Raw genomic sequence first — 18,136 nt, 5'->3', positions numbered from 1 at the left:
ATAACGGTTGGCAAACGCCAGGCTCTCCTTCTGGTACAGTCCAAAGGCAAGAAGGGTTGCCTTTACAAGTGCCTTCCGCGGTAAGCGCTGAACATAAGTTGCTCGTGTTTTTAAAGCACGTGCCACCATCCCCAACACTATTTGGCAGCCAAATACACCCACCGAAACTGGCGGGCCAGTTACTATCACATAGATCTCGAAGGGTAATCTCTGCACACGTTTGAACCATCGAGCATTGATTATTTTGCCATGCACAATATTCTTTCGGATTTGAAGCAGGGTAGGCGTGATAGTTGCATTGCGCCTGCGTGGTTACTTGGGCGCAATGAATGACAGAAGTATTTGGAATTGGTTGTGGGGGGGGGACCGAAGGTGGCTGGTCTGCGCCAGGTTTACTTCCGGCGCACTGAATCAAGGTGATAAATGCCGACAGCCATAAAACTCTCATGAATCCATATTAGTATATAGCTCTTCAAGAATTCCATGCCTTTCCGAGGGAAAGAACACTCCCTAATCCCTTGTCGGATGCTTTTTGAACCGATATAGCTCGGCTTAAAGCAGCCATGATTAAAGAATTTACCGAAAATAGCTACAAATACGGCTTCGTGACCGATATTGAGTCTGATACCTTGCCACCAGGGTTAAACGAAGATGTGGTTCGTTTTATTTCGGCAAAAAAAGAGGAGCCAGAGTGGCTTTTAGAGTGGCGGCTCAAAGCCTACCGGCACTGGTTAACTTTGAAGGACGAGCCTACTTGGGCTCATATTTCCTACCCTAAAATCGACTATCAGAGCATTATCTACTATTCGGCGCCTAAGCAGAAAAAGCAGCTTAAAAGCCTAGATGAGCTCGATCCCGAAATTCTAAAAACTTACCAAAAGCTTGGCATTCCCATTAGAGAGCAGGAAAAGCTAGCGAATGTAGCGGTAGATGCGGTTTTTGATAGCGTATCGGTTGCGACCACTTTTAAAGACCGGTTGTCTAAAGCTGGCGTTATTTTCGGCTCGTTCTCCGATGCGGTTAAAAATCACCCTGAGCTCGTTCAAAAATATTTGGGATCCGTGGTGCCTATTAGCGATAACTACTTTGCAACGCTGAACTCAGCGGTGTTTAGCGACGGCTCGTTCTGCTACGTGCCTAAAGGCGTGCGCTGCCCGATGGAGCTGTCGACTTATTTTAGAATCAACTCTGCTAATACCGGCCAGTTCGAAAGAACGCTAATTGTTGCCGAAGAAGGCGCTTACGTGAGCTATTTGGAAGGCTGCACGGCGCCTATGCGGGATGAAAATCAGCTGCATGCGGCTGTGGTTGAGCTGGTGGCACTCGACAATGCAGAGATTAAGTATTCTACCGTTCAAAACTGGTACCCAGGCGATGAAAATGGCAAGGGCGGTGTCTATAACTTTGTGACCAAACGGGGCGCCTGCAGAGGCAAGCGTTCAAAGATTTCTTGGACTCAAGTCGAAACCGGCTCCGCCATCACTTGGAAGTATCCTAGCGTGATTTTGCAGGGTGACGATTCGGTTGGTGAATTCTACTCGGTGGCCGTGACCAACCATCATCAACAGGCTGATACCGGCACCAAGATGATTCACATTGGTAAAAACACCAGCAGCACGATTATTTCCAAGGGCATTTCAGCCGGGAAGTCGCAAAACTCTTATCGAGGGCTGGTGCGCATCCAAAAGGGCGCAGACAAAGCGCGTAACTATTCTCAATGTGATTCGTTGTTGTTCGGCCAGGAATGCGGAGCCAATACTTTTCCTTATATGGACCTACGCAATAACACGGCGCAGCTGGAGCATGAGGCAACCACATCCAAGATTAGCGATGACCAGCTTTTCTACTGCAAGCAGCGTGGCATTTCGAGTGAAGACGCTGTGAATATGATTGTGAATGGCTTTTGTAAAAGCGTCTTTAGAAAACTCCCCATGGAGTTTGCGGTTGAAGCGCAGAAATTATTAGGAATTAGTTTAGAAGGGGCGGTAGGTTAGTCATGTTAAATGTAGAAAATTTGCACGTTAAAGTGCAAGACAAGCCAATTTTAAAAGGTATCTCACTCAACGTAGGCCCTGGTGAAATCCATGCCATCATGGGTCCAAACGGGTCTGGCAAGAGCACTTTCGCTGGCGTTTTGGCTGGAAACCCTGCCTATACCGTGACGTCTGGAACGGTTAATTTCGACGGTAGGAACCTGTTTGACGATGCTCCGGAAGAGCGGGCGTTAAATGGCTTGTTTCTGGCGTTTCAATACCCAGTGGAAATCCCTGGCGTTAATAATACTTATTTTTTGAAAGCAGCGCTCAATGCCAAACGCAAATCACAAGGCCTGGACGAAGTCGACGCGGTTGATTTTCTAAAGCTAATTAAAGAGAAGATGGCGCTTTTGAAAATGGACGAAGCGTTTTTGCAACGCAGCGTCAACGAAGGTTTTTCGGGCGGCGAGAAGAAACGCAATGAAGCGCTGCAGATTGCTTTGCTTGAGCCGAAGCTGGTTATTTTAGACGAGACGGATTCGGGGCTTGATATTGATGCTTTGCGCATTGTCGCTGACAGCATTAACGCGCTTCGGGACGCTGGCAGAAGTTTTATCGTGGTGACGCATTATCAAAGGCTGCTCGATTATATCGTGCCGGATTTTGTGCATGTGCTGCAAAATGGTCAGATAACACGCTCGGGCGGTAAAGAGTTGGCGCTGGAGTTGGAGCAAAGTGGCTATGCAAATCCGCGTTAAGGCAGGGGAGAGCCTCACCCTAAATCCCTCTCCAGCAACTGGAGAGGGACTTGAAATCGAGCTTGAGGCGCGGGCCCATTTGTCGCTGACTCAGGTTACGTTTTGCGAAGGGGAGCAGGCACAGAACTGGCGCGTTACTTTTCTTGGCGAGCATGCTTCTTGTAATTTAAATTTCCTCGATTTAGTTAAACAATCCGGTCACTTACGAACGAGTGTTGAAGTGTTTCACAACGTACCAAATTGCAAAAGCAGGCAGCTTCACAAAGGTCTTTACGCAGACGATGCGCAAGGATTTTTGAAAGCTTATGTCGCTGTGCCCTTTGGCGCATTGGGTACGGATGCTGGTCAGTTGCATCGCAGTTTATTGCTGTCTCCAAATGCCAGGGTTCACGCTGAGCCACATTTAGAAATCAACGCCGATGCGGTTCAGTGTCGTCATGGCGCAAGTATCGGGCAATTAGACGCCAGCGCGCTGTTTTATATGAAAGCGAGAGGCTTAAACGAAGTTATGGCCAAACGATTGTTAATTCAAGCGTTTGCTGGTGAAGTCCTACAAAGCATTGACGACACTGCCATGCGCGATGAACTCACCCAACAGGTGTTTGCGTGGATCTAAAAAGCCAGTTTCCGATTTTGGAGCAGACCGCTCGCGGCAAAAAGCTGGTTTATTTAGACAGCGCGGCCACCGCTTTAAAGCCGCTCAGCGTCATTGAGGCTGAGCGGGCTTATGAACTGAAATACTGCGCCAACATCCACCGCGGTGTGCATTATTTGAGTGAGCAAGCCACGGACGCGTTCGAGCAAGTGCGTGTTCGGGTGCAAAAATTTATCGGCGCACGCTCAGGCAGAGAAATCATCTTTACCAGCGGTACGACGGGCGGCATCAATCTGGTGGCGAATAGCTTTGCCAAGCACTTTTTGAAAGCGGGCGACGAAATCTGGATTTCAAGCTTAGAGCACCATTCCAATATCGTTCCCTGGCAAATGGTATGCCAGCAGATTGGTTGCGTGCTCAAGGTGATTCCGCTGGGGCATCAAGGGCCGTTGCCATTTGGTCCGAGCGCTAAACTGTTGGCGATGAGCTATGCTTCGAATGCGTTGGGCGTTGTTAACCCGGTGAAAGAATGGACTGCATTCGCTAAAGCGCGAGGTATGACCGTGCTCGTTGACGCCGCTCAGGCAGCGACCCATCTGCCGATTGACGTCAAAGATTTAGATTGTGATTTTTTAGTGTTTTCGGGCCATAAACTCTACGGGCCGACCGGCACGGGCGTGCTCTATGGACGCGAAGAACTGCTCGAAAAGATGCCGCCTTATCAAACAGGCGGCGACATGATTGAGCATGTCGCTTTCGAAAAAACCACTTATGCCAAGTTGCCGATGAAGTTTGAAGCTGGCACGCCGAACATTGCCGGTGTTATTGGCCTTGGTGCTGCCATTGATTTTGTCTTAAGCCTTGGCTTCGAGAAGATGCAGGCCCATGAATCTGAATTGATGCGTTATGGTTTTGCGGAAGTTGAGAAGGTATTTCCGGGTTCGGTGCGCAGCCAACTGCATAGTCCCATTCCGATTATATCGTTCAGCTTGGGTGATATTCACCCGCATGACATTGCGTCGATTTTAGACCAAGAAGGCATCGCAATCAGGGCAGGGCATTTGTGCGCTCAGCCTCTAATGCGGCTTTTGGGTGTGCCAGCTTTGGCGCGTGCTTCGCTTGGGGTTTACAACACGCTGGCAGACATTGATGCCCTGACTTTTGGGCTTAAACGCGTGAAGCAGGTTTTCAAATGCTAGAAGATTTGTACCAAGAAATGATTTTGGATCATAACCAGCATCCGCATCATTATGGCGTGCTCGAAGCGGCCACGCATCATGCGCACGGATACAATCCATTATGCGGCGATGAATTTGATGTCTATTTGCGCATTGAAGAGGGCCGCATTGCCGATATTCGTTTCACGGGGCAGGGCTGCGCCATCTCCAAATCTTCGGCATCCATCATGACCGATGAACTTATCGGCAAGACGCTGGATGAAGCGAGTGTGCTATTCGAGGATTTTCATGAGCTGTTAACCAGCGAGACAGGAACAGGCGCGAAGCTCGGCAAGGCGCAGGTTTTTTCTGGAGTACGAGAATTTCCCGCCCGCGTTAAATGCGCAACATTGGCCTGGCATACTTTTAAATCGGCACTGGAGTAAATCAAATGCATATGTATGGCGGTGGGTTAAGCGTCAAACTAAGCCGGGATTGTAAAGCCATCCAAATCCCCAACGGCGAAATGATGACCCTGGAAGCAGGGCACGAAGTCTATATTACCCAAGTGCTCGGAGGCATGTTCACGGTCGAGACCGAATGGGGCTATCTCGTTCGCATTGACGGCACGGATGCCGACGCTTTAGGCCAAGAAATACCGAAAGAAAGCCAAAAGCCTGACTGGTCTAAGTTCAGCAATCTAGAAGAAGCCGCCTGGTCGCAGCTGAAAACCTGCTACGACCCAGAAATCCCCGTCAACATCGTTGAGCTTGGGCTGATTTATAAGCTCGAGCTGGTTGACAGTCACTTGCAGGTCCAAATGACGCTCACGGCGCCGGGCTGCGGCATGGGCGAAGTGCTGAGAACCGACATCGAAACCAAAATGATGGCCATCCCTGGCATTGAAACGGTCACCATCGACTTGGTTTTCGATCCTGCCTGGAGCAGCGAAATGATGTCCGATGCCGCTAGGTTGCAATTGGGGATGATGTAGTTTCAGGACTCTCAAAATTGCGCATGAAATGCTGCCAAGTATACGGCCCATCTTCATCATCGTGCATCACTGCATTCCAAAATGGCTCAGATTTTTTGGACGGCAATGCCCAACCCCTAGACCGAAGCATCCCGTCGATAAAAGTTTCTATAATCGACGGTGTTCCATTCACATAGGGTGTTCCGTGACATAGCAAACGATAGCTGGCCGCGATTTGATCTAAATCCCAAGGCTCCACACAGAACGCCGCAGCTAGCATTTCTAAAGCATGATTTTTAATTTTTATAGCATCAGCATTAAATGGATGATGCATCGCAAGGCCATCGAGTACACCAGGTAACATATCAATACTGGAAAGCTCTATCGTCTCATTTCCAACTTCGACATGTCCGAATACTTGATATCTCGTACTGATACGTTCACGCGCAGCCTGTGCCAAATAGCCATGGCGCGAACCTTCAGACATATCATCCATAACGTGGGCGCCCCATTCCTTTGACGCTTCCTCTATGGGCTGACCATGCAAAACATATTCATTGCCCTCCGCGGCATAGGCGAGATAACGTCGGGTTTTTGCGATCTCATCTAAACGCGCTTTTAATACCGCTGGCGTTGGTTTTAAGATTGGTGCGTGAGCAAGTTCTGCCGCTTCTTGACCCATGCCATGATTAAAACTCGACTCGGCATCGTATTCATATTCCGGAGGTGTCAAAAATTTTCCAGGTGAGATTATATCTGCCTTCATTAATCCTGCGTGAGCCAGCGCTGGATCTGGCTTTGGAAATTGGGGGAATTCCTTATCCCATAGAGCGCTGACTCTTTCAAAACCTGCCTCCATGGAAGGTGGAAGTTGATGTTCCAATTCTTCGGAGGAACTTGACCCTTCAAAAGCATCTGTGAAATATTCCTCGGAAGTCCTTGGCGATTTCGCTTCATCGCTTTCAGATGCAGGTTCAGATTGAGTTGATACCGTTCTTGGAATTAGCTTATCCATAAAAAATTCTCTCTATGGAAGGATCATAGCTGCTTTCTTAACTTCATTTCTACCAAAAGACCTATATTCCACTTCATCTAAACCCTACACTTTGACGCTCTTGAGATCTGGAGGCGCAAAGCGCCACGCTGAATAGGCGCTAATCCAATTAACAATCCATTGATTAAACATAAAAACCGACATGGGCGTGGTCATCGCAGCAATGGCAAGCGTGAAGGGATTATCGGCCATGGTGGCGGCCGCCGTTTCCCCTTTTGCAGCGGCATGGTGCCTACCGGCGAGCGTTAACGCGGGCGCTGTTAGGATTAAGCCCACCGCGAAATATACGGAACCAATTTCCAGCGCTGAGTATATTCCACCCACTGGTTTGGTGTAGATAACCGCAGTTTGGTTTCCTTGAGTTGATGCAGGAAAGCTCAAATGCAGCAGCAAGAATAACCTGATCACTGTCACAATAGCCCTAAACTTTACAGGGCTATGCTTATTCCCTACTGATTAACAGCCCAGCTTTTGAGCGCTGTTAAATGATAATGTTCCGGTATCCGGGCCAAAACCGTTTCCTTGCGCATGCTATACAAATATTGCCCAGCAGCCTCAGGTGTCATGCCTGCGTGTTTAACCAAAAACGCAGCAATCACCGTCGCACTGCGCCCGGCACCGCTTTTGCAATGGACATAGACGTATTGATTGCCCTTTGCGACAGCACGCTCCAAGAGTTTAACACCGACATCTATCTCATCAGGAGACATTGGCCGATTATCCTGGGAATCTACTCGATGGATGTTTTTGAGCTTCCTGCTTGTATGCACCGCCTCGAATGGCTCGAGCACACTGACCACAAACACTTCCTGTTTTTTTTCAGCCGCACTGGCATTTATTCTCTTTGCCAACCAGTCTTCAGGCTGCATACCGAGTTGAAAGCTGCAGCCGTTGGCCCAAACCCCGGGCGGCAAGGGAATGGTGTTGAAGGAGTTGAAATGAAGCGGCCCTGGCATCCAGTCATGAGCGCGCCAGTTATTGAGAGTGGATATCACCGAATAATAGGTTTTTTGCGTCACAGTGGGCGTTCTAGGTGCATCATGTTTCATCGTTTGAACCGTCCCGACATAGTTGTCTGTATAAGCTTTGGATGGCACGCAGCCTGGCAAGATATCCTCCGGCTGCACAAAATAAAATTCCGACGAAATATCCGGGCTTTCTTTAGAAATAATAGGCATGTTCAAGGCATATACAGAGCAGACCTGCAGAATGGACGCTAGAGCAAATATTAGTTTCAAAACAAACATTGCTTTAAAGTTTAGCATTTTAACTTGTGAGGTCAAATTACCCGAATATCACTCGTCAGGATACTTCCGCTTTGGGTTTAACCCTGGGGGTGATTTGCCTTTGAGCCGACTCCATTTCTACTTTGAGTAGATCTCTAATCGCATCAGCATCTGACGATAGGCATTCGATTACAAGCTCATCGTGAATCATGTTCACCAAATAGGCGTCCTTAAACTCTGCCAATCGGGCGTGGATTTTGACCAATGCCAATTTCGCAATTTCGGCGGCCGTGCCTTGAATAGGCATATTTTTAGCGATTCGGGAGATATCTTGCTTAGGGTCTAGATAAAGCCGGTGGCCTAGCTTGGTTTCGGCGTAGCCTTTTTGATACGCCGAATCGACGCAATATTTTAAAAACCCTGCAATGCGGGCATGTTTTTGAAAGTATTTGGCCAAAAGCTGCTCAGCCTCGTGCACGGACATATGAAGCTTCGCTGCCAAAGACTTTGCGCCCATACCGTAAACAATGCCGAAGTTGATGGCCTTCGCTTGGTCTCGATGGGACGCATCGCCAAAGAGTTCCCGTGCTACCTGCGCGTGCAGATCTTGGTCTTCGTCAAAGGCTTTTAAAAAAATCGGATCTTGAGAAAAATCAGCCAGTATTCGCAGCTCGCAGGTAGCGTAATCGCCTTGAACAATGGTTTTGCCTGGCGGTGCAATCAGACAGGCTTGAAAGCGCTCATCAGACGGCAGATTTTGGATATTAGGATTGTGAGACGAAACACGGCCAGTTGACGTGCCATGTGGCTCAAAAGTGGTATGAATGCGCCAAGTGCTTGGGTCAATCGTTTCTAAAAACGAATCCCCATAGGTTTGCACAAGTTTGGCACATTCTCGATAGTGCTTCAGCGCAACTTCCGCTTCTGATTGCACACGCACGCGGCTCATGGCCTTGGTGACTTCTAGAGGGCTATCCAAATTCAGCGTTGATTCGCCGAATAGGTCCAAATGCTCAGGGCCTGATAGCTGTTGCAAGGCAACCTGACGTGCCTTTGCCATCTCTATTTTAATATCGGCAATCGTCTGGTGCCAGCGCTGTCTGTCAATGTACAAACCCCGTGTCTGCATGCTTGCAAACACGGGTAAAACAGCTTCATTGAGACTGTCTAGATCAAGTCGTTCCAAAGACCAACACACTGCTGAAAATAGCAGGGCCTCCTTTAGGCTGCGGGAACTGCAATCGCATCAAGATGCCTTTGATACAATCCAGCACATCACGCGCTCTCAAGGTATCTTCGGTGAATTTGACATCCAACACGCTGCCTTCTTCGCCGACGCTGATTTCATAAGCGATACGACCGGCTAAATCAGGATTCGTTCTAAGCGCCCGTTCATAGCATCTGGTGAAGCTGCTATTTTTACGAGAAATAACGCTGATAACTGAGTTTGCATCAACGCTACCTGCCACCAAAGTACCGGCGGAAGAACTTACCCTTGGCATCGGAATGTCAGAGCCTTGACGTGAGCCTGCGTTGACTTTGGCTGAAGATTCGGAGGCAATGCCGCCGATATCCGCGGGGCCTTTGCCACCTGGGCCACCGCCGCCAGGGCCTTTCAGCGCTTGCCTGGAAATATTGGAGCTGTTTGGCAACTCAACGCGCTGTTTGCCTTCCATCACGCCGTTTAGATTATCGCTGACTTTGCCTGAATTCGATGAGAATACATCAGCCAATGCACTGCCGCCGCCGCCACTGGAGGCAACACCAATTACGCCTAAAACGCCGGAGGATCTGAGCGCCTTGGTTCGGGCAGCTTTTGCTGCATTCGGAGAGCCGCTACCGCTACCAGATTCGCTCGCACCACCACCGCCGCTGTCACGAGTCGCTTGTTTTTCCGACGCAGCAGCAGCAGGCTCACCCGATCCAGTGGCGCTGCCAACGTCAGATTTAGGGCCGGTGGTCGATTTGGTGACAGGTAAAGGCGCTTCAGGAAGCAAGATGGCTTCTCTTTTAGGAGGTGCAATCTGTTTGACCCATTGCTCGAAATCTTCTCTGCTTGATCTTTGCTCCGGTATTTTGATGTTCATGACCGAAATGACCATGGCTATATGAACTAAAAGGGAGAACCCAAGGGCCCAGATGAGCAGTGAATTACTTGTTTTTTCTGCTACCGCCATAATTTAAGCCTCTTGTTTCACAACAGCAAATTCAAAGCTGCCAAAACCAGCGTCCCCGCAGGTCGCCAAAACATCAACCAGCACGCGATAGGGTGTATATTTATCTGCAACAATCACCACACGACCCGTAAAACCTGAATTTTTAATAATGCCAGCTGATTCCACTTGGTTTTTCTTAATGCTTAAAAGTTCAGCTTTGAGATTTCGGATTATAAAACCATTATTTTTAGCGTTTTCTGGGACGCGGTAGGTTTTGACGTCAATTTTATTAACGACTTTGCCATCCACCACAATGGTAGGAATTTCTTTCAACATTTTGACTTCATCGCTGTCGTTGGCTTCAGCTTGTCTGGCGCCGGTGACCATGACGACAATCGATTCTTCAGCGTTTGCTCGCGTGGTTGAATGAGGCAGATCCACTGAAGGGTCTTGGACAACAATGGGGCTCACTGCAAAGATTTTAATCGTGTACACCAAGATATTGGTCACAACATCCATCAGCGAAGTTAAAGAAACGGCATAAGGCTTATCCTCAGCTCTTCTTAATCGTGCTTTCCTCATTCCATAATCCCTGGCACAAAGGCCACTTCGTCAAACATAATTTGTCCAGTTCTTGAGATACGCGCCGCATCCATCACATGGGTGATGTCGTCATAAATGGTGTCTGGGTCAGCCATGATAATCACGCGTTTTTCGCCAGGGTACTGCAGCTTAATTTGCTCCAGCTTCGCGGCCAACGCGTCAAAATCATAAGTCTGCCTGCCGCCTTTTTCAATCGCTGGGAACAAAGGACCGGCCTCGCCCCGAAGCATGGCGCCCCCAACAGACAAGTTAATGCCCGATTTCAAAATCATAATGGTCAAATTAAGGTCAGGTTTTGCTGAGGCAGCACCGCCCGAACCACCGAGCTGAGGGGCCTGAACTTCAATCACACCAATGGGCAAAAACGCAGACATTCCCATCAAAACCATGACCAACATGAACAAGACGTTCATCATGGGTAGGATTTCGGGTTCTCCAAGCTCCTCTGATTCTCTGCGTCTTGTAAGTCGGCTCATTTTCGAACTCGAGCGGAAATAAGCAAGTTTTCAAGCTTCATCGAAGTAACATCGATGTCATCTGTTAACTTCTTAATCGAGCCTGATAGCAACAGTTGGAAAAACATGGCTGGAATCGCCACCATCAAACCAAAAGCCGTACAGTTCATAGCCACCGAAATAGCGCGGGTCAAAAGCACCGATTTTTGATCCGGCGGGGCGTCCGCCACAACCGTAAACGCTTCAATCAAACCCATAACCGTTCCAAGTAGTCCAAGCAAAGTCGCAAGCGACGCGAGACCGGAAAGCGTATGGCCCCGTTTTTGAACCGCAGGAACGGCTTCCATAACGCCTTCTTCTACGCCCAGCTTAATATCATCGTCTGAAGCACCAGCCTGCTGAAGGCCGCGTCTTACCATAACCGAAAGGCCAGCATTTGGCTTTTGTTCGGTGAGCTTAACCGCTTTGTCCACTTCGCCAGCCAAAACCAATTTTTTGATTTTAAGAAAAAAATCAGCGGCGTCCATTTTGTGAACAACCATTAAGCTGTAACAGCGTTCAATCACAACGGCTACGACCAGCATTGAACAAAATGCGATGGGCGCCATCCAAATCCCACCTTCAACAAAAAAGCGCGCTATCCCTTCCATATATTCTCCTCACGTAAAATTACTTTACGACAAAAACGTCTTCATTAACAGCTTCCGAAATCTTTTGTACCAGGTTTTCTTTTACCAAAAAGTCACTCATATCTAAAAAATCGAATTTGGCCCTTGGGATCAAAAAGTTTATCGTCGGTCTATCGACATCACCCTGGATGCGGATTTCACCCAGCGATATCACTTTAGGAGGTGCTTTGGGTGCTGATTGGGCAAGCCCTATGTTAGCCACCAAGCATAACTGCACAAATCTTAAGATAGCGCTATTCATGGCGTTGCTTCTCCAGTTGAACTTTTTGGCTAGCCAGTTTCAGATAGCTCTCCACTCTGCTTCTTAATGCCGCATCGGGCTTAGCCTGCGCCAAATAAGTTTTGAAATCTTGCTCAGCTTTTAAAAAGTTCTTTTGCGAAAGCGCGAGCAGGCCTTCATTCAGCTTAACTGCCCACAGTTTCGGATCGAGTTTGAGCGCCGCGTCATAAGCCTTTTGTGCATTCTCAGGCTCTTTTGCCATGACATAGTAATTAGCTAAATGCAGCTCCACGGGCGCGTACCCAGGCAACAGCTGTCCTGCTTTAACAAGATTTTTCTGGGCGTTTTGCAAATCACCTTGTTCCAAATAAGCCAGACCTAAATTATCAAATGCCTCAGCCAAGTCCGGCTGCAATTCAGCTGCCTTTTCGAAAGACGCAATCGCTTTGGAGATTTCACCTTTGGCCCCGTAGACATGTCCTAACCATAAATGCGACATGGCCGAAGTAGCATCGTGCTGAATGGAGTCTTCCAAGACCAGCTCTGCCGCAGCAAAATTATGCTTCGCGTAGAAAATGCGCGCCATTTGTAGCCTTGCCTGCATATTAAAAGGATTCAGGCCCAAACTGCTCATGGCCAACGCTTCAGCTTCTTTGATCTTGCCCACCAGCAACTGATACTCAGCGTTTGATTCCTCAGAGTCCGAGTAAGTATAGTTAAGACCAATAATCGGCTCTTGTAGCAGCGCTTCTGCAGGCAAATAATCGCTTGGCTTCATCCGATACAAAGCGCCCTTAGACTTCAGGGTCCACTCGCTGCCGCCTGGAACATTTTGGGATTTATCGATAGCCAGCTGGTATGCATCAATGGCTTTCTTTTCCAGTACGAACGCCTGGTCTTCCAGTAAGCTCGCGTACTCATCACAAGCACCTTCATCAATCTTAGAGACATTTTTAGGGCAGGGTGCTTTCACCATGGCCTGAAACAGGTCTTCATAAAGCTCACCAATGCGGTTCAGTGATGCCAAAGTCCAAGATGATAGCTCGTACTCTTTAACAATTTGTTCATAGAGCTTTTGCAGCTCAGCCAGTTTTTTAGTCTTTTCGATTAACTGGTGTTCTTGCTTTTTACTGGAATCGCTGTTGATTCGAAGCGCCTTGTAGCTTTCAAATGCACCTGACAGGGCGTAGAAATCTGCCCGGGCCAGCTTGCCTTTATACCGCTTTTCAAAATCCGCCATCACGCGGCGGTAGTCACTTTGCCGTCCCGCCGCCGCATAGGCAGCTGCAGCCCTGGCATAAGCATCGGTCACTTGAGGCGCTTCGGGGTTTTCACGAATAAATCTCTCGAACAATAAAGCAGCCTGCGCCGGTTTTTGGCCCGCCTCTAAATCCAAGGCAGCGCTTAACACGGCGTTGGGGTTTTTAGCCATGCTCAAATACAAAGACGCGGCTTTGTCAAAAAGCAGCCGTTGTTCAAAATAGTTCGCGCGCTGCGCCGTTGCTTCTTGAACGAGTGGACTATTTGGGTGCGCTTTGGCCATTAAGTCAAATAGATGCTCGGCTTCCGTATAACGCTGGGCTCTTTCCAGTGACATGCCAGCGTTGAACAGAATCTTGTCGCCTATGTCACTGTTCGGGTGATTTTTGAGAATGCCCAAATAGAGCTCCGCGACTTCATGAAATTCAGCCGGAGTTTTTGCCTGAGCAAACTGATTGTTCGCATATTTAAAGCGCGAGTCTCTTTCCAGGCCAGCAAACTCAGGGCCTAAATGCTTAAATCTAGAAGCATCGTCAGCCGCTTGCAGCCAGTTCTCTGAAGCGAGCGAGTCACTCAACAGAATATTAGCGGCAGAGCGGGCCACTTCTTGCTTCGGATAGCGCTCTACGATTAATTCCAGTCGGCTCTTCGCTTTATCCATTTCACCATATGCGAGCTCAGCACCAGCCGCTTGAAGCAAAAATGACTGCAGCTCAGGCGTTTCGGGAAACCTCGCCGAAAGCACATCGACCGCTTGGATATAGCTCGCCAGTACCACAGGCATTTTGCCCTTAAATTGGCCTTTTTTCTCTGCGTTAATTTCGGTCAAGTTATACTCAGGCATCGCCTTGGCAACTTCCTGTGCATACGCGTAGACGGTATTTAAGGCGGCCTTAGGCCTAAACTGCGTTCCCCAAGGCCAATCTCTTACCTGTTCAAAACCATGCACGGCATATTCAAAGCGCTCCGCATCGAAACAGGCTTCCGCATAATAGAAAATGGTTTGGTCCAGCGTGTCATCGTCTTGGAAATGCCTAATAAACTGAGCGTAATACTTGGCCGCCGTTTCATATAGTGCAGGGTTTTTAGCTTTCTTGGCCGCATTATGGGTTTCGAGCGCCCAATCCAGCAATATGGGTTTGACAATGGCGCTATCTACGGGATTTTCAATATACTGCGCGATCAACCGACTTTTGACTTCATCACTCGGGGACAAATCAAGGATTCGAAGCTCGAGTTGCTGATTGTCCGCGCTACCTGGCCTTAAATCGACCGCTTTTTGCAGGGCTTTGGCAGCTAAAGCGTTCTTTTCCGCCTTCGCCAGCACATTGCCCATATGCACCCAAACTTCGGCTTCCCAAGGCTTTCGCGTCAATGTCGCAAAATAGCCTTCAGCCGCCTGAACGGGATTGGGATATCCATCCGCGAACGAAATGGCGATATATCTGGAAGCTTCGCGATTTAAGATTTCGCTGGTTCCCATCTCTGAATTAAGCAGCACAGTATAAAGTTTAATCGCTTCCGAATAATTATTCTCCAAATAGGAGATCCAGGACATTTTATACAATGCCTTGCTGTAAAACGAGCTGCTTTTATTGGCAACGATTTCCTTGAAGTAGGCCAGAGCGGTGGCATACTGGCGCTCGTCAAAATAGATTTCGCCTAGACGAAATCGAACTTCGTCTAAGTATGCGCTATGGTCAAAATGCTTTACAAAATACTGAAACGAGTTCTTGGCTTTTTCACTTTCGCTTTCAAAAAAGTAGCATAAGCCCTGGAGATAGTAGGCGGCATCTAGGTGAGGATTATCCGGGAACTCCCGGGTAAAGCTTGTTAAAACAGCGACAGTTTTGCCCAAATCGACATCAAAATATAGGTCTGCCAATGTCAGCATGACCGTTGCGCGTTGGCGAGATTGCGGGTGTTCCTTGAGGAATAGCTCTAGGCTGCGAATGGCGGATTCACGCTCCTGAGCTTCTTCCTTCTTCAGCGGGTCAAGTGCTCGGTCGTAGTATCGCTCGATGCTGTTTTTTCGCTCATCGTTTAAGTCTTTCTTGATGGCCCGAATGGCTTCTTCGATTGAAAACAGCTCATTTTGATAAGCACGAGTTCGCTGCTTTAAGACAAGGTAGTCTTCACTGGCCAAAGCAGAAAGCGCAAATCCGAGCATGGTGGCTGTTAAAAGAACTTTCATTGGCTTTCACCATCGCTCGAGCGTTTTAACTCGGCGGCTTTAGTCTGCTCAATTTGCGACAAACGGTTTTGCAAGCTTTGACGTTTTTGAATGCCACTGTGCACCAAACTTTCATCACTATCTCGGATTCGCTCGTCTAACTCGGCCGTCCAGACCGCGGCATTATCGGTAAGCAGTTTTGTGCGAACTTCTTCATATCTGGCGCTCTGGCGGATGAGCGAGGATCGAAGGCTTTCCACTTCGCCGGCAGCTTCAACTAAGGCGTCTTTTAACTTAAAGGGCTCTTCCGCCCGTCTTAGGATAAGCTGAGAACTCAGCAAAGATGCTTCTTCTTCAAGCTTTCGCAACTGCGCCAAATTGGTTCCGACAACTTTGGTCTTGAGCGAGAGTTCAGGGCCAAAACTTAAGGTTAGCTCAATCACTTCGCCAACGCCGGCCTGGACGGTGTAAGTATGATTCAACCGATAGTCCACCATCGAAGGGGCGTCTCCCCCAGCGTGTCTATATACGAGAGCCACTTTTAACTGATGCTCACCCACATCGATTTGGCGCAAGTCTAAGTTCGGCAGCGTTTCACCGTCCAGCTCGTAGCTTATGCTTTTCACCGTATAATTCGCTTGTTTGTTTGACTCAAACTTGATGGCCATCTCGCTGCCGGCATAGCGGGTAAGTTCTTCCCGGATGGGCGCAAGTTCACTGGTCAATCTTTCCAGTAAGGCAGATTCAGATTTAAGCTGGTCAACGCTGTCTACATCGAAAGCGTCATAAGCCGTCTGCAGGGCGGCGATTTCGCCTTCCATGTTTTTAAGTTGTACGTGAATCTTCGCTAGGCGCTGGATTTCCGGCTTAGTTTGCATCCACGGCGTTTCCAAAACATAAGTATCACCCGCCGCAATCATCTTCTTCATATCGGTAACATTGGCGAGCAAGGCGGCCGTAATTTTTCTCGAATTCTGAGTATCGTCCTGCCTCGTCAGCACCTGGCCCAAAATCTTTTGATCCACGGCGCTTTTTTCAGCTTGACGGTAATATTTCTGGGCCTCGTTCAAATCACGCGACAAATCGCCGGCGCGCATTTGCGCAAGCGCCAACTCATCAGGTGCATGGACTTCTTCGTAGATTTCAATCGCCTGCTTTGGTTTGTCTTCTTCATACAAAGTACGCGCTAGTGCCAGTTTGGCTAAGCTAGCAATTTTCAAGTTGGTGCTTTTGAGTAAATCTGAAAACAGCGCCCGCGCTTTGGGCAGATTACCTGAACGTGCCCACGATGCGCCCAAAATAAACTTCGCTCTATCAGCATACTCAGCCGAGTTTTCAAGCTTTTCTAACTCTAAGCGGGCCTCTAGATCTTGGTGGTTGATAAACAGACGTCTGGCATAGATATAGCGAACGAATTCAGGTGGCTCGTTAATCTTGCTGTAAGCGGCTTTTAGGCCGTTTAAATCACCCAGTTGGTCGGCAATCTGAACCAATCGAATGGCGCTGGTTTTATCGTTTAACTTTAGAAAGCCACCGCGTGCTTCCAGATAACTTCCCAGCTCAAAACTACTATGAGCGGTCATGGCAAAAATATCTTGCTGTTGGACGGGGGAGAGCTTCGCGTTTCCCCTCAAAATAGGCTGCAAGATGGCCAAAGTCTTACCGTATTCATGGCGCTCAAACCAGAAACGAGCCTGGTTTAAACGGCCTTCTAAACTTCGCTCCGAGTAGGGCAAAGATAAGTCTTTCACCTGCTTTTCCAAACTGTTTAGACGAGCCTCCAACGGATCCAAGTTATAAGCGTAGGCGGGCAAGCCGGCGAGTGCTGCGGCTAGCAAGCATGCAAATTGGCGGTGTCTAAACAAAAAGATACTCATAGACTCTCTTGGTCAACCTTCACTTTCTGGTTATTGCTCAACACCAACGAAGTTTTAAATCCTGGCTGGACGTTAAACTTCTTTTTAAACTTAGACGTAAAGCTAGGTTTCCCTGTCCCTTTAAAAGCGATATTAGCCACCAGTTCATGGCTTCCTGGCGTTACGGAGCCTTCAAACAATACCCATCCGAGCCTTCCCTCAGTTCCGGCCTTCGATGCTTTGAGTTTTTTGCCATCCAAATGCAGCTCCTGGGTCGAAATCGAAAAATTGGCGTCTAGTTCTTTGCTTAAATACACTGTTAAACTGGTTTCGGCCGAACGCGAGCCTGGCACCAAATGAGGCATATCGGACACCGGCAAAATAGAACGCCCCGATTGTCCGTTCGGAATAATCTTAACTTCATATTTCAAATCCAGCGGATCTTTCTTTTTGCTTTCGAAAGAAGTGACATCGACGTAGGTTGTATTGCCCGGTCTTAAAACAGCCTCGACAGTCCCTGTCAGCGTATAGACTTGAGCATTCATATAGGTGAAGATTTTATAGTTAGGCAGGTATTTTTTTTCGATTTTAATGCGATGTTTGCCTTCTGGGTAGAAATCATCAAAAATCGGCTTTTTCGTTTTATCATCCGTAAGTAGCGCGATTTCTTTGCCATCGATGAAATAACGCGCCTCTTGCAAAGCGAAATTTCCGGAAACATCATTAATATTATTGATTATCAGTCTAGCGTCCGTATCAAAGTTGCCAGTCACGCTGTCTTTGAGCAACTTCAATTGAGCTCGCTGCGTTTCAATTTTCTTAACCAAATCGGCTTGCTCTGCTTCTAGACTTTGAATGCGGTCCAAAACAATGGTTCGGTTGGAGGGAATCAGGAGCGGGTCATCTGCAAATAAAGAAAGGCTTGCAAACATCACCAAAAAAAGACACTTCATCGCATTCATACCTATAGGCTATTAGTTATCAG

18 protein-coding genes are annotated in these 18,136 nt (G+C 48.2%); 6 read left to right on the top strand and 12 right to left on the bottom strand.

Annotation, left to right across the window (positions count from 1 at the left end):
* The first annotated feature begins 563 nt into the window (after positions 1 to 563).
* From sufB to sufT, 6 genes are read left to right on the top strand one after another with little or no spacing between them, the layout of a single operon-like run.
* The gene (gene sufB / locus V4534_01685) at positions 564 to 1,994 is read left to right on the top strand and encodes a Fe-S cluster assembly protein SufB (protein MES2503567.1); all 1,431 of its coding nucleotides are present in this window, start codon (positions 564 to 566) and stop codon (positions 1,992 to 1,994) included.
* Between the two features lie 2 nt (positions 1,995 to 1,996).
* On the top strand, positions 1,997 to 2,734 hold the full coding sequence (gene sufC, locus V4534_01680) for a Fe-S cluster assembly ATPase SufC (protein ID MES2503566.1): 738 nt from the start codon (positions 1,997 to 1,999) through the stop codon (positions 2,732 to 2,734).
* On the top strand, positions 2,718 to 3,350 hold the full coding sequence (locus tag V4534_01675; GenBank protein MES2503565.1) for a SufD family Fe-S cluster assembly protein: 633 nt from the start codon (positions 2,718 to 2,720) through the stop codon (positions 3,348 to 3,350). Before sufC ends, V4534_01675 begins: the two co-directional genes overlap by 17 nt.
* The gene (locus V4534_01670) at positions 3,341 to 4,528 is read left to right on the top strand and encodes a SufS family cysteine desulfurase (GenBank protein MES2503564.1); all 1,188 of its coding nucleotides are present in this window, start codon (positions 3,341 to 3,343) and stop codon (positions 4,526 to 4,528) included. Before V4534_01675 ends, V4534_01670 begins: the two co-directional genes overlap by 10 nt.
* Positions 4,522 to 4,932 (top strand): SUF system NifU family Fe-S cluster assembly protein, encoded by a 411-nt coding sequence (locus tag V4534_01665; GenBank protein MES2503563.1) that lies wholly within the window; start codon positions 4,522 to 4,524, stop codon positions 4,930 to 4,932. The genes V4534_01670 and V4534_01665 overlap by 7 nt, the downstream gene beginning before the upstream one ends.
* An 11-nt stretch (positions 4,933 to 4,943) precedes the next feature.
* Positions 4,944 to 5,480 carry a putative Fe-S cluster assembly protein SufT gene (gene sufT, locus V4534_01660; GenBank protein ID MES2503562.1) on the top strand — a complete coding sequence of 179 codons (537 nt, stop codon included), beginning with the start codon at positions 4,944 to 4,946 and terminating at the stop codon, positions 5,478 to 5,480.
* Here the strand turns inward: sufT and V4534_01655 are convergent.
* The 12 genes from V4534_01655 to V4534_01600 form a co-directional block, all read right to left on the bottom strand.
* Entirely contained in the window at positions 5,455 to 6,474 is a 1,020-nt protein-coding gene (locus tag V4534_01655) for a hypothetical protein (GenBank protein ID MES2503561.1), read from the bottom strand. The two genes, sufT and V4534_01655, sit on opposite strands and share 26 nt — an antisense overlap.
* Before the next feature lie 84 nt (positions 6,475 to 6,558).
* Positions 6,559 to 6,927 (bottom strand): hypothetical protein, encoded by a 369-nt coding sequence (locus tag V4534_01650; GenBank protein ID MES2503560.1) that lies wholly within the window; start codon positions 6,925 to 6,927, stop codon positions 6,559 to 6,561.
* Between the two features lie 35 nt (positions 6,928 to 6,962).
* Positions 6,963 to 7,760: a dual specificity protein phosphatase family protein gene (locus V4534_01645; protein MES2503559.1), complete on the bottom strand. Its 798-nt coding sequence runs from the start codon at positions 7,758 to 7,760 to the stop codon at positions 6,963 to 6,965.
* Positions 7,761 to 7,815: 55 nt separating this feature from the next.
* Positions 7,816 to 8,925, bottom strand: coding sequence for a DNA polymerase A family protein (locus tag V4534_01640; GenBank protein ID MES2503558.1), 1,110 nt, complete (start codon positions 8,923 to 8,925; stop codon positions 7,816 to 7,818).
* Positions 8,912 to 9,916 (bottom strand): AgmX/PglI C-terminal domain-containing protein, encoded by a 1,005-nt coding sequence (locus V4534_01635; protein ID MES2503557.1) that lies wholly within the window; start codon positions 9,914 to 9,916, stop codon positions 8,912 to 8,914. Before V4534_01635 ends, V4534_01640 begins: the two co-directional genes overlap by 14 nt.
* A gap of 3 nt (positions 9,917 to 9,919) precedes the next feature.
* Complete coding sequence (locus V4534_01630) at positions 9,920 to 10,477, bottom strand: biopolymer transporter ExbD (protein ID MES2503556.1); 558 nt, start codon at positions 10,475 to 10,477, stop codon at positions 9,920 to 9,922.
* Positions 10,474 to 10,974, bottom strand: coding sequence for a biopolymer transporter ExbD (locus V4534_01625; protein ID MES2503555.1), 501 nt, complete (start codon positions 10,972 to 10,974; stop codon positions 10,474 to 10,476). The genes V4534_01630 and V4534_01625 overlap by 4 nt, the downstream gene beginning before the upstream one ends.
* Complete coding sequence (locus V4534_01620) at positions 10,971 to 11,603, bottom strand: MotA/TolQ/ExbB proton channel family protein (GenBank protein MES2503554.1); 633 nt, start codon at positions 11,601 to 11,603, stop codon at positions 10,971 to 10,973. The genes V4534_01625 and V4534_01620 overlap by 4 nt, the downstream gene beginning before the upstream one ends.
* Positions 11,604 to 11,622: 19 nt before the next feature.
* Complete coding sequence (locus V4534_01615) at positions 11,623 to 11,883, bottom strand: hypothetical protein (GenBank protein ID MES2503553.1); 261 nt, start codon at positions 11,881 to 11,883, stop codon at positions 11,623 to 11,625.
* Positions 11,876 to 15,316, bottom strand: a complete 3,441-nt coding sequence (locus tag V4534_01610; GenBank protein ID MES2503552.1) for a tetratricopeptide repeat protein — start codon at positions 15,314 to 15,316, stop codon at positions 11,876 to 11,878. Before V4534_01610 ends, V4534_01615 begins: the two co-directional genes overlap by 8 nt.
* Positions 15,313 to 17,172: a tetratricopeptide repeat protein gene (locus tag V4534_01605; protein ID MES2503551.1), complete on the bottom strand. Its 1,860-nt coding sequence runs from the start codon at positions 17,170 to 17,172 to the stop codon at positions 15,313 to 15,315. Before V4534_01605 ends, V4534_01610 begins: the two co-directional genes overlap by 4 nt.
* Positions 17,169 to 18,104, bottom strand: coding sequence for a hypothetical protein (locus V4534_01600; GenBank protein ID MES2503550.1), 936 nt, complete (start codon positions 18,102 to 18,104; stop codon positions 17,169 to 17,171). The genes V4534_01605 and V4534_01600 overlap by 4 nt, the downstream gene beginning before the upstream one ends.
* Positions 18,105 to 18,136: the final 32 nt, after the last annotated feature.

This window comes from Myxococcota bacterium (assembly GCA_040387835.1).
Taxonomy (GTDB): domain Bacteria; phylum Myxococcota; class UBA727; order UBA727; family JABDBI01; genus JAZKCZ01.
The sequence above is the reverse complement of the archived record's forward strand: the minus strand, read 5'-3'. Positions and strand labels throughout refer to the sequence as shown.

Coding starts and splice junctions, on each gene's coding strand:
- V4534_01675 (MES2503565.1), top strand. CDS start 2,718: ATGCAAATCCGCGTTAAGGCAGGGGAGAGCCTCACCCTAAATCCCTCT.
- sufB (MES2503567.1), top strand. CDS start 564: ATGATTAAAGAATTTACCGAAAATAGCTACAAATACGGCTTCGTGACC.
- V4534_01665 (MES2503563.1), top strand. CDS start 4,522: ATGCTAGAAGATTTGTACCAAGAAATGATTTTGGATCATAACCAGCAT.
- V4534_01645 (MES2503559.1), bottom strand. CDS start 7,760: ATGTTTGTTTTGAAACTAATATTTGCTCTAGCGTCCATTCTGCAGGTC.
- V4534_01610 (MES2503552.1), bottom strand. CDS start 15,316: ATGAAAGTTCTTTTAACAGCCACCATGCTCGGATTTGCGCTTTCTGCT.
- V4534_01605 (MES2503551.1), bottom strand. CDS start 17,172: ATGAGTATCTTTTTGTTTAGACACCGCCAATTTGCATGCTTGCTAGCC.
- V4534_01630 (MES2503556.1), bottom strand. CDS start 10,477: ATGAGGAAAGCACGATTAAGAAGAGCTGAGGATAAGCCTTATGCCGTT.
- V4534_01615 (MES2503553.1), bottom strand. CDS start 11,883: ATGAATAGCGCTATCTTAAGATTTGTGCAGTTATGCTTGGTGGCTAAC.
- sufC (MES2503566.1), top strand. CDS start 1,997: ATGTTAAATGTAGAAAATTTGCACGTTAAAGTGCAAGACAAGCCAATT.
- V4534_01620 (MES2503554.1), bottom strand. CDS start 11,603: ATGGAAGGGATAGCGCGCTTTTTTGTTGAAGGTGGGATTTGGATGGCG.
- sufT (MES2503562.1), top strand. CDS start 4,944: ATGTATGGCGGTGGGTTAAGCGTCAAACTAAGCCGGGATTGTAAAGCC.
- V4534_01625 (MES2503555.1), bottom strand. CDS start 10,974: ATGAGCCGACTTACAAGACGCAGAGAATCAGAGGAGCTTGGAGAACCC.
- V4534_01635 (MES2503557.1), bottom strand. CDS start 9,916: ATGGCGGTAGCAGAAAAAACAAGTAATTCACTGCTCATCTGGGCCCTT.
- V4534_01600 (MES2503550.1), bottom strand. CDS start 18,104: ATGAAGTGTCTTTTTTTGGTGATGTTTGCAAGCCTTTCTTTATTTGCA.
- V4534_01655 (MES2503561.1), bottom strand. CDS start 6,474: ATGGATAAGCTAATTCCAAGAACGGTATCAACTCAATCTGAACCTGCA.